The organism is Nostoc cf. edaphicum LEGE 07299 (assembly GCF_015207245.1).
In the GTDB taxonomy this organism is placed as follows: domain Bacteria; phylum Cyanobacteriota; class Cyanobacteriia; order Cyanobacteriales; family Nostocaceae; genus Nostoc; species Nostoc edaphicum_B.
The window spans coordinates 1-10,315 of sequence record NZ_JADEXF010000040.1 but is presented as its reverse complement, the minus strand read 5'-3'; the positions used below and the strand labels follow the sequence as shown (position 1 = coordinate 10,315).

At 47.5% G+C, this 10,315-nt stretch carries 18 protein-coding genes; all 18 read right to left on the bottom strand.

Going from position 1 to position 10,315, the window contains the following annotated elements; translation table 11 throughout:
- Positions 1-410: 410 nt before the first annotated feature.
- Complete coding sequence (locus IQ229_RS02220) at positions 411-788, bottom strand: hypothetical protein (protein ID WP_194040879.1); 378 nt, start codon at positions 786-788, stop codon at positions 411-413.
- A gap of 128 nt (positions 789-916) precedes the next feature.
- Complete coding sequence (locus IQ229_RS02215; protein WP_194040877.1) at positions 917-1,219, bottom strand: hypothetical protein; 303 nt, start codon at positions 1,217-1,219, stop codon at positions 917-919.
- 58 nt (positions 1,220-1,277) lie between these two features.
- Positions 1,278-2,033 carry an SDR family oxidoreductase gene (locus IQ229_RS02210; protein ID WP_194040875.1) on the bottom strand — a complete coding sequence of 252 codons (756 nt, stop codon included), beginning with the start codon at positions 2,031-2,033 and terminating at the stop codon, positions 1,278-1,280.
- A gap of 52 nt (positions 2,034-2,085) precedes the next feature.
- Positions 2,086-2,289 (bottom strand): hypothetical protein, encoded by a 204-nt coding sequence (locus IQ229_RS23645; RefSeq protein WP_228013030.1) that lies wholly within the window; start codon positions 2,287-2,289, stop codon positions 2,086-2,088.
- A 29-nt stretch (positions 2,290-2,318) separates the two neighbouring features.
- On the bottom strand, positions 2,319-2,696 hold the full coding sequence (locus tag IQ229_RS02200; RefSeq protein ID WP_194040873.1) for a nuclear transport factor 2 family protein: 378 nt from the start codon (positions 2,694-2,696) through the stop codon (positions 2,319-2,321).
- 65 nt (positions 2,697-2,761) lie between these two features.
- Entirely contained in the window at positions 2,762-3,700 is a 939-nt protein-coding gene (locus tag IQ229_RS02195; RefSeq protein ID WP_194040871.1) for a DUF5996 family protein, read from the bottom strand.
- A gap of 70 nt (positions 3,701-3,770) precedes the next feature.
- Positions 3,771-4,046, bottom strand: a complete 276-nt coding sequence (locus IQ229_RS02190) for a UBP-type zinc finger domain-containing protein (RefSeq protein ID WP_194040869.1) — start codon at positions 4,044-4,046, stop codon at positions 3,771-3,773.
- A gap of 113 nt (positions 4,047-4,159) precedes the next feature.
- Positions 4,160-4,726 (bottom strand): alpha/beta hydrolase, encoded by a 567-nt coding sequence (locus IQ229_RS02185; RefSeq protein ID WP_322743924.1) that lies wholly within the window; start codon positions 4,724-4,726, stop codon positions 4,160-4,162.
- The gene (locus IQ229_RS23640; RefSeq protein WP_228013029.1) at positions 4,719-4,901 is read right to left on the bottom strand and encodes an alpha/beta fold hydrolase; all 183 of its coding nucleotides are present in this window, start codon (positions 4,899-4,901) and stop codon (positions 4,719-4,721) included. Before IQ229_RS23640 ends, IQ229_RS02185 begins: the two co-directional genes overlap by 8 nt.
- Before the next feature lie 341 nt (positions 4,902-5,242).
- Entirely contained in the window at positions 5,243-5,611 is a 369-nt protein-coding gene (locus IQ229_RS02175; RefSeq protein WP_194040867.1) for a cupin domain-containing protein, read from the bottom strand.
- A gap of 35 nt (positions 5,612-5,646) precedes the next feature.
- On the bottom strand, positions 5,647-5,844 hold the full coding sequence (locus tag IQ229_RS02170) for an AraC family transcriptional regulator (protein ID WP_228013026.1): 198 nt from the start codon (positions 5,842-5,844) through the stop codon (positions 5,647-5,649).
- A gap of 166 nt (positions 5,845-6,010) precedes the next feature.
- The gene (locus tag IQ229_RS02165; RefSeq protein WP_194040865.1) at positions 6,011-6,676 is read right to left on the bottom strand and encodes a hydrolase; all 666 of its coding nucleotides are present in this window, start codon (positions 6,674-6,676) and stop codon (positions 6,011-6,013) included.
- 59 nt (positions 6,677-6,735) lie between these two features.
- Positions 6,736-6,834 (bottom strand): rubredoxin, encoded by a 99-nt coding sequence (locus IQ229_RS02160; RefSeq protein ID WP_190946824.1) that lies wholly within the window; start codon positions 6,832-6,834, stop codon positions 6,736-6,738.
- 21 nt (positions 6,835-6,855) lie between these two features.
- Complete coding sequence (locus tag IQ229_RS02155; protein WP_194040863.1) at positions 6,856-7,269, bottom strand: hypothetical protein; 414 nt, start codon at positions 7,267-7,269, stop codon at positions 6,856-6,858.
- Positions 7,262-8,155, bottom strand: a complete 894-nt coding sequence (locus IQ229_RS02150; protein WP_194040862.1) for a pirin family protein — start codon at positions 8,153-8,155, stop codon at positions 7,262-7,264. Before IQ229_RS02150 ends, IQ229_RS02155 begins: the two co-directional genes overlap by 8 nt.
- Before the next feature lie 106 nt (positions 8,156-8,261).
- Positions 8,262-9,098, bottom strand: a complete 837-nt coding sequence (locus IQ229_RS02145) for an alpha/beta fold hydrolase (protein ID WP_194040860.1) — start codon at positions 9,096-9,098, stop codon at positions 8,262-8,264.
- 453 nt (positions 9,099-9,551) lie between these two features.
- Positions 9,552-10,040 carry a lipocalin-like domain-containing protein gene (locus IQ229_RS02140; protein ID WP_194040858.1) on the bottom strand — a complete coding sequence of 163 codons (489 nt, stop codon included), beginning with the start codon at positions 10,038-10,040 and terminating at the stop codon, positions 9,552-9,554.
- 30 nt (positions 10,041-10,070) lie between these two features.
- The coding region (locus tag IQ229_RS02135) for a dioxygenase family protein (protein WP_457852497.1) at positions 10,071-10,315 on the bottom strand (245 nt) is incomplete at its 5' end.

The following is a 10,315-nucleotide window of genomic DNA, read 5'->3' as shown; positions in this document are numbered from 1 at the left end:
TAAGAGACAGCTGATTGGCAGAGCCAGGAGGAACGCAAATGTTTTCATGAGTGTTGTAAAATTAATGAGTTTGACATTACTCGATTGCTGCTAAAATAGTGTTTCAAAAACGCCAAGGTGCGATCGCCTTTTGGGCGGGCGCTTTGCGCCATCGCGTGCTAATTCTGCAACTTATTTGTGATCGACGAAACTAAGTGCTTCATTGATTAAAGGTGCAATGATAGCGATATTTTTCACCAACTCATCCGAGAAGTAGTTTGTATTACGATCCATTTAAAGGTGAAACGGCGCAGAATCGAATGGCACTAAGAAAAGCCCAAAGGCTTGTTTAGTCTCGTTCCCAGCCTCCAGGCTGGGAACCCATTCTGGGCAAGGGCTGTGTCTTAACTTAGTGCCATTCGATTTAGACCCTAACGTTCAGAATTCACTTGCCATGTAATCACAATGATTTCTGCAAACCCTAAGACAAATATTAGCCGCGAAAATGCTCCTAAAATGGCTTCCATTGTCCAGTTCTGACTCTGAACCTCCCAGATCATCCAAACAATATAGAATCCAATCACCAACCAGGGTAGAATTACCGCTGAATTCCGTCTGCGATAGAAGCGGATCGTCCTCTCGCGCCAAAATGGGAAGGTGCTGAGGAAACAAAAAATGTAGGAGGTTCCTGCACTGATGAACAAGCTTCTTTGAAGACCCGAAGGCAGGTTTGGGTATCCAAGTGCGATCGCCGTTAGACAAACTCCCAGCGCGAGATACAGGAAAGTAAACAAGGTAAATCGTTTCATTCTTTGCAAATAAAGCTCAGTGATAATCTATTCTTAGGTGGCTGACATGACTCAGCCGATGAACAACAATTAGTCCACATGCAGCACAGCCTTACCTGAAAATCTGCGCCCAATCAAATCAGCCGACGTTACGTCTGCTTCACGCCACGAAACTGCTCGATCAACACCACCAGTTCATCCGCGCCGTAATCTCCCACAAATGCTTCTTGCGCTGGCTGACGAATTTGGGCAACGACGCTGGCTCCCATCATCCGAGCAAGCTGCATGGCGAAGGTGCCCAGTGGATCATTTTGCGATCGCTTAAGTTCGCCCCTATTCATCGAAAATGCCTTGACGCGAATCAAGCACTCGTTAGCTTTCGGAGTAGGAACTTCAGTGTCTTGAAAGGTGAGGTTGCCAACGGCATCTGGTGAACTCACGAGTCTACGCATCGCAATATCCTTGTGTGTAGAGGGCTATGGTTTCATGTTCTAGATAGAACTGTTTCAATCAACTCGCTGTATATCCACCATCGATCGCTAAGGGTTGCCCAGTGATGTAGCTGGCAGCGTCGGAGCAGAGAAACACCACCGCTTGAGCAATTTCTGTTGCCTGACCGATCCGACCGATCGGAACCATAGACCCAAGATCATCGAACGTTATGCCTATCTGGTCAGCGCTACGAGCCATTAGATCAGTCGCAATGGGACCGGGATTAACAGCATTAATCCGAATGCCCTGTTTGGCATAGTCAAGTGCGGCGGTGCGTGTCAGCCCCATCACCGCATGTTTGCTGGCAACGTAGGGAGAGATTCCTGGCAGCGCAACAAGACCATTGGTGGACGAATTGTTCACGATCGCGCCTGCGCCCTGGGTGAGCATCTGTTGAATTTCATATTTCATGCACAGAAATACTCCTCGCGCATTGATCGACATGATCTTGTCAAAATCCTCGATCGATTGTTCGTGCAGTGGTTTAACAGCAAGATCAATGCCAGCATTGTTAAAGGCACAATCGAGTCTGCCGTAGGTCGCGATCGCTTTCTGCACCAATTCCCGGACATCCGCCTCACTCGATACATCTGATTTCACGAACAAGCATTCCGCCCCAGTCTCACGAATCAAATCAGCAGTTTCTTCACCTTCTACACCGCGTATGTCTGAGAAGACCACTTTGGCTCCAGCAGCACCGAATGCGATCGCAGTTGCTCTGCCAATTCCCGATGCGCCTCCAGTGACTAACGCCACTTTGTCTTGCAATATCATCCTGTTTCTCCTGTTTCAATCAAAATTGACCTTCAGCAACGAACTGACGAGATCAGCGACGACCCTTCTGATGGCTCTGGAAAACGGGTTCGGATGCCTCGTCGCGTTTGAACACCTTGTAGGTGATCGCCACGAGTAAGCTGGCAACGGTGCCGACAACCAGCCACGCAAAGAGGATGATTACCAGCCCCAGAAGATACCGCCACCAGCGGTGACTACCTCGCCGAGCAGCCTCCACATAAGTTGCGTTTTTCATGAGAATACATCCTGACTTTTGCAGATGATTTACGCCGCGCTGCTGGTTTCATCCTTGACCTCGGTTTTGATGACAAAAGCTCTTAATTCGACAATCTTGCCGCCATGAAAGTGCCAGATGTCGCAGTACGAGTAATCAGCCGCCTTCTCGTCTTCGTCCTTCATGGTGATGTCGCCGAGTGCCGTGACGAAATCACCCTCAGCGATTAAGTTAGCGACCCTAAACTTTGGCGGCTCTATGTATGTCATTGCCATCCATTGGCGAACGGCTTCTTTTCCTTTAAGGGTCTTGTCACCTACAAATGTCCATTCCATGTCGTCGGCGCAGAACGACAAGAATCCTTCATTGTTGCCTTGGGCGATCGCCGCGTTTGCCTCTTCTAAGATGGCTTTATTTTTGTCTGACATTTGAATTTCTCCTCTATTCAAGTTGTCTTTGTTTTAGCCAACTTGAGTTTAGTAAGTTCCAACATTCAACTTTGAGTATGCTCCAGCGCAACTCGATCCCAATGTCCTAAATTGGCTGCTGCTTCATAGGTGCTTTGGAAAAAAGCAAGGAGCATTGCATCTGGATCGTCAGTTTGTCTCACGGATTCATAGGGTAAGATAAACTCTTGCATCTCTGAGCTGTAAAAAGCTTCTGTGGGTTGGATTGGGTAATCATGGAACCCTTCCGGCGTAGGGTAAGCATAAGCGTAAAAAACAGGCTCCACAACTGACCCACCTCCTGGCCAAAAACCACAGCTACTGACTTCGTGTGAATAGGCTTCGCGCGTGACCCAATCTGCCATATTCGGAATTCCCCCTGGGTGTTCTGGCGCACGACGACCAGAGAAACGAGTCACAGCAAGATCAAAGCTGCCCCAAAAAAAATGTACAGGGCTGGATTTACCAATAAACTGGGAACGGAATAAGGTCATGACCCGATCGACTTGCACAAGAATTCGCCAGAACCGTTGTGCATATTCCGGATCATAAGCTGCGTGTTGATAGTCCTGATCGAACGGGATTGGTTCTGACACTTCTTGCGGCATTGTCCAGATTTGAACTTCGATGCCGATGTCGCTCAATGTAGTTAGCACCATTTGGTAAAAATCTGCCACAGAGCGAGGAGCCAGTGCAATTCTTTTAGTAATGCCGTCGCTAGTGTCGATTTGTAGTTGATGGTCGAGAAAATCAAAGCTAATTTGAAAGTTACGAGTTCCGCAAGGGATTGAAGCGGTTGTTAGTCCACGCGGTGTGACATAAAGAGTAGATTGCCACCAGTGATTGAGTTTAGGTGCCAGTGCCAACCGGATTTTACCGATGATTTGCGTCCATAGATGGAGAGTTGCATAGGTATCCTGCCAAGCTGCTAAGGGCAAACTGGGCCAAACGATGTCAATGGGAGTACTTTGATTAGAAACAGCCATGAAAATCACCCACATGAGGAGAACATGTTGAAGAAATGAGAAGGAAATCTAGATGAAATCAGAATCGCTATCAATAGTCTTTTCCCTGTTCATCTGCAAAACACCATAACCACTGCTCCCCCAATTCAGCCGAACTAACCACTGCATGATTGGTTGCTTCATAATGACGACGAGCATGTTGATGCTTAGAGGAATCGCAGCACAGCATTTTGCCACAGGTTTGGCAAATCCAAAGGTGTACCCAGCGGCTATTTATTTTAATGCACTCTTCACAACGAAATACGAGATAAGCTGCTTTAGAAATCAGGTTTTCTACAGTTAGATTGTTGAGATGTTCGCAGGTCATAGTTTTTTGGTATTCCTGGTAGGAGACAACGGTGAACAGTTGGTCAAATTCTGATCGGTTAGCGCCCTTGTTTCGGGGATAAGCGATTGTCTGTTGTTCATCTCAACCATCAGCTAGTCGCGCCCTGCCGCAATCATCTTTTCTGCCAAGCCGACCGGGTTGGAAAACATCACCTCATGACTACCGGACATTTGCACCAACCGAAATAGTCCCAAGCGGCTAGACATTCTGGGATGCCAACCCCAATCGCCTTGAGGAAGGACGTTGTCTTCGGTACAGTAGAGGTAGCTTTTGGGGATGGGCAGCGAGTAAAACTGCTTTAGGTCTAACTTGTCAAGCCACGGTTGATACGCTTGGGGCGATAATTGTGCGTAACTCGATCGAGCCAGTTCGAGGTCAGCGTCGTTGATAAACGCTTCTCGCCAAATCTCAAAAGGTAGCATCACCGTATGATCGCCCGATTGTCTCGCTAGCTGATCGGATAACGCTTGAGAGTGCGGTGGGGTGTTATCGTTGAGGCTTTCACCATCATTGAGGACAAAGGCATTGAAGAAGATGAGTCGTCGAATGCGTTGCTTTTGGCCGGCGAAGCCATCGCTGATTGCTTCAGCAACTTTGGCAATAATTGTCCCACCGAAACTATGTCCGACTAGAACGATATCGTTTAAGTCTTTACTCACAATGTAATCGACGATCGATTGCGTGCATTGAGCATGCGTTTTTGTTCACGCCTTTGCCATGTCCAGCGATCGTGGGCGCAAAAGCATGATGTCCCTTTGCTTCTAGTTGATCAATGACTGCCTGCCAAGCAGAACCATCATGCCAGGAGCCATGAACTAAGACAAAAGTTGACATAGAATCCCTCCTTGTAGATGTGATCAGAAAATCAAGCTCGTCTGTTCTCTCTTGTTCTCTCTTGAAATGGGTCAGTTCGCTGTGTATCCGCCATCGATCACTAAGGATTGTCCAGTGATGTAGCCAGATGCGTTTATGCCTCGTCTATAGCGCGGTTGCAGCACAATCGATGAGCTTGGCAACAGCATCTGCATGGGCAACCATCACAACATGGGACGCGCCATTCACTACAGCAGTACTCATGATGGCTCCTAGAGAGTTTCAATGAACATTGACTGAAAACGATGGCTGGGTTTCCTAAGATCGTGATCAATCATCCCTAGCAGTGAGATTTGCATGAATCAGACTGGTGCATAAATCGTTTCGTCTTCTTTGCGCCAAGCTGGATCAACTAGACAAACGAAAACAATGGGTTCGTCGCCGTAGTTGTGAAGGAACTGGATTGCATTTGGAGGAATGTAAACCGTATCGCCTGGTTCAATGTGACGAACTTCGCTATCGATCGACATTTCGCCAACACCGCTAATGATGTAATAAACCTCAGAAGTCTTTAGAGAATGGGGAATCGAAGTTTTGCCAACAGGCAAGATCGCATACGCCAAACTGTAACGCAAGTTGATATCTTGTTTGTCAGGATGAAGCAATTCGCGCAGAACAGTTCCATCTCCAGCGATCATTTCTTCACAGTCGTTTAGTTTTTGGATCAGCATAAGTTTAGGCTTGCAATTACACAATCGGATCAAGTTCAAAATCTGTAAATTTTGGAGGAGAAATTTGCCTGTTCCACGCGCCGTTGAATTACGTACTGATGGGGCGAAATCCCCATCGTTCGCTTAAACAAACTTGCAAAGTAAGTCGGGCTGATGTTAACTACACTTGCCAGTTTGGCTAAGGATAAATCACGATTCAGATGAGCATGAATGTAATCGATCGCCTGCTGCAATTAGCTGTAAGTTAAGCTTCTATTCTCAGGCATGATAATTTGTACGACCTAAGAATAGTGGCGCAACAGATGAATCAATAACGCTTGAGACAGAGACAGTATTTTATCTTTTTCAAAATGCTGTCTCCTATTTTACTTGTTGCTTCCGTAGAGGAAACCTCAAGTATTAGTGTCCACCTGAGGTCACTGGAGGGGTTGTTGCAAGAAGCTGAAGTTCCCAGGCAAGGGCCACCGCACTAGCACCGCCATGCTCAAGAGTAATATCTGATACACCCGCAGATGTTTCTGCGCGTGCCCAGTCACGCTGCCATTCAGCAAGTACAGCCATCCAGTTGATTGGAACTGCGCCAGCCTGAACCATACGGCGAACAGCCATGTCATGAGCTTCCGCAGTAACACCGCCCGAAGCATCGGTAACGATAAATACTTCATAACCCTCACCCAGTGCCTGAATTGCTGGCATTGCAAGACATATCTCGGTGTAAAGCGCAGCGAGTATAAGTTGCTTGCGACCACTTTTCTTCACTACATCTGTAACGTTTGGATCTTCCCAGGTATTAATGAAAGTCCGGTTGATCGGTTTTTGATCAGGAAAAACATCCTGTAGTCCCTTAATGATGTAACCCCCTCTTTCTTCAATGACTGTGGTCAGAATTGTGGGTACGTTAAACACCTTTGCCGATTTGGCAAGACCAATAACATTGTTAATGATTATCGTAGGTTCATGGCTGTTCAAGTTGGTGAACTGATAGGGCTGGTGGTCAATTAGTACCAGGATGCTATCTTCTGGACGAAGCAGTCCTTCTAAGCCGATTTTTGGATTTTTAGACATCGCTATAAGTCTCCATTCAATGTTTACTTTTCAGACACGCCCTAGCGTGTGAGTCTGACTCAACGGGGTGAATCACACAGTTTTTTTACATTCTTCGCGCCACAGACTGGACATAACCAATCTTCCGGCAGATCCTCAAAAGCTGTTCCCGAAGCAATTCCAGACTGTGGTTAAGCGGGTTAAATACTGTCAGAGGTCAGCAACATCATGACATCTGCATGAGCTAACACGACATCGGGGTGGCGTTGAAGCGCCGTGTTATACTTCATGGCAAACTCATCGCCCGATTCGTCGGGGCTGAGCAGTGTCCGAATGTCACTGTCAATCGCTTCAATTGCCTCTGATGTAACAGGTTCATCGGCATGACGCAACTCATCGATTTGGATAATCAATTCTGAGAGTCGATGCAACCAGGCAAACTGCTTATGACTAATCACCAGTTGTAGCAATTCACCTCTAGAAACTTGCCCTCGAACTTGCTCATAGGTAAGACGCTCAGTCTCTAGTAAAAGCTTGTGCAGATGCAGTAGTTTGATTCGTATCTCACTCAAGCGTTGATGTTGACTAGTCCAATCTTGAAATTTGTTAAGCATAAATCTGTCCCATCCTTCCTTCTTGGTAGTCGTTGATCGCCTGGGTGATTTCAGCTTCAGTGTTCATGACAAATGGACCGTAGCGTACGACTGGTTCGTTAAGGGGTACACCTGCAATCAGCAGAAGATCTAAAGGACGCTGAGCATCAGCAGGGTTGGAGATCACTACATCTTCTCCATCTTGAGAAAAGAGCACCATCTGCCCATCATCACCAGGTGCTGGCTCTGTCCCAAACAACCCAGACCCCTCCAGTACATAGACAAAGGCGTTGTACTCTTCTGGTACAGGCTGGATCATCGTTGCCCCTGGTTGCAGTGTGAAGTGGAGGTAAATTATCGGCGTGCGCGTCTGAATTACGGCTTTTGCCCCTAACGCTTCTCCCGCAATCACCCGCACCGTCACAGACCCATCTTCGGTTTGAGCTACCGGAATGTGAGCCGCTGGAATTTCCTGATAGCGGGGCGGCATCATTTTGTCTCGTTGTGGCAGATTGACCCATAGTTGAATGCCGTGGAGCCGTCCACCAGTTTGGGTAAACATTGACTCCGGCATCTCGGAATGCACGACCCCGGCACCTGCTGTCATCCACTGGACGTCACCCGGATTTAGTAGCCCGGCGTGCCCCGCAGAATCTTTGTGCTCTAACCGTCCATCCAAGACATAGCTGACGATTTCAAAGCCCCGGTGCGGATGATCGGGTGCACCTTTTGCCTGATCCGGCTTTAGATTAATCGGACCCAACTCGTCGAGGAGGAGAAACGGGTCAAATTCAGAGAAGCTACTTTTGGGAAAGGGCCGACGTACAAGAAATCCGGCCCCTTCGAGTGTTTCAACGCTGTTGATTACTCCGGCAACGGTTCGAGACGTTTGAGTGGGGACAGTCATAGAATTGCCTCTTCAGAACTAGACAAATATGTGTATCATTTGAGCCTGACTCAACGGGGTGAATCACAGAGTTTTTTCGCAAGCCAGAAATGCAGTAGATCGCTGATTATTCCTGCTGAAGAAAGTCCAGTAACAGGGGATTGACCTGATCAGCGTGAGTCCAGTTGATGGCGTGCGGCCCGCCAGGGATGACAACAAGTTGACTGTTTTTAATCAGCTTTGGAAGTCTTGCTGCGGTGGACTCAAGCGGCAGAATGCGATCGCTATCTCCATGAATAATCAGAGTTGGCACATCAATGCGGGGCAGATCATCGCGGAAATCGGTGAGCCAGGAGGGTACACAGTCCAAAGTCCCTTTAGCAGAAGCCCCTGCTGCTACATTCCAACTGGCTTGAATCGCTTCATTGCTGATACGGTCGCCAAGCAATACATCAACATTGAAGAACTCTTTGAAAAAGGCAGAGAAATAAGCTGGACGATCATCAACAATCGCTTTCATAATACCATCGAAAACGCTTTGATCAACACCCTCTGGATTGTCGTCTGTCTTTAACAGAAACGGTGGAACGGGAGCCATCAGCACGGCTTTCTGCACCCGTTCTGAGCCGTATTTGCCAAGGTAACGTGTGACTTCACCTGTTCCCATTGAGAAACCGACCAGCACGGTATTTTGCAAGTCAAGCTTGGTCATGAGTGTATTCAAATCGGCGGCGAAGGTATCGTAGTCATAGCCAGATGAGGGCTGACTGGAGTTGCCAAATCCTCGGCGATCGTAGGTAATTACTCGATATCCTGCATTCAGTAAAACTAAAACCTGCTTCTCCCAGGAATGTCCGTTCAATGGAAATCCATGAATCAGAACAATCGGTTGTCCTGTCCCAAGATCTTCGTAGTAGAGATCGATGGTTGCAGAGTTTTCTTGACCAACGGTAATGTAAGGCATGAGAGGTTTCTCCGTTGTAAATTGATGATGTGTTTTTGTCTGTTGCATCACAATTGTTATGCAGAGATCGAGCACCGTCTTAACAATTTTGCGTTAAGCAGACTTCAAAGATGGGGCAAGCATCCATTGCGTATCATCGGTTCAGAACGACAAGAATCCTTCATTGTTGCCTGAGCGCGATCGCTGCATTTGCCACCTCTAAGATGGCTTTAATTCTGCTTCGGTAGCTAGCGCGGCACGGACACCAGCATCGAGATTCATGCGGTCTACAAATCGTGACAGGTTCTCAAAGCCTTGTAGTCCGACCTGAGTGTTGATCGCCCAACGCAGAATGACGAACAGGTAGGGAGCGGCAATCGATCGTTCGCCAGTGAGCCAGTTTCGTCCGTTGAGATAACCGAGGATAGCGACGTTTTCAGTGAGTGAAAAGTGATCGTACTTGCCTCTACTTCGTTATCGACAACGAACTCCCCTTGCTATAATGCGTTCCCACACCAGCTCAAAAACCGCTTCAACACCATCACTCAAGACTGGCGGCGTCACGAGCGTTAGTCGGCTCTCATTAAGAGTAAAGGTGCGAACTAACGTTGTACCAACGCGATTAGGAATTGATGCAATTTTGATCTGGTGAGTTACTGTGTTGCCACTCAACGTATAAGTTCCAGCGTAAGCATTGAATGTTGTAAATGCTTGAGCAAGCTCTTCCACGGGTAAAGATTGCATCTGGGGAGTCAGCGGTGATCTGACCTCCTGACTCAGCGGTGAGCGATCGCTCCTAGAAAACATCACCATCATGTGACCATCTGATGTGTAAGTGATGTAGCCAACCGGATGAGTTCCATACACGTCTGGAGTCACCGTTCCATCAGCGTAAATGGCAGTTGCAGAAATTAACTTCCAAATGCCAATTAGCAGATTGTTCTGGATTGATGGTGTAGACATAATGTGCAACCATTGCTTGATGATTCTCGGCTAGAGAGTAGCGGGTTTCAACACAAAATCAAACTCAGTCGTGTAAAACGGTTTACTTTGATTGTGTGCCTTGAGTTCGTCTAGTGCTTCGTGCTTTTGCAATTGAACGATCGCCGATCGCACTGCAAAGGTTGTATCTGAATCCAGGTGAGGATCGCCAGCAATAAAAATTTGTGTTGTCAGCCCAGTGTATTCCGGGGCACTGACTTTGAAATGGATGTGAGCCGCCCGCCAAGGATGCCGTC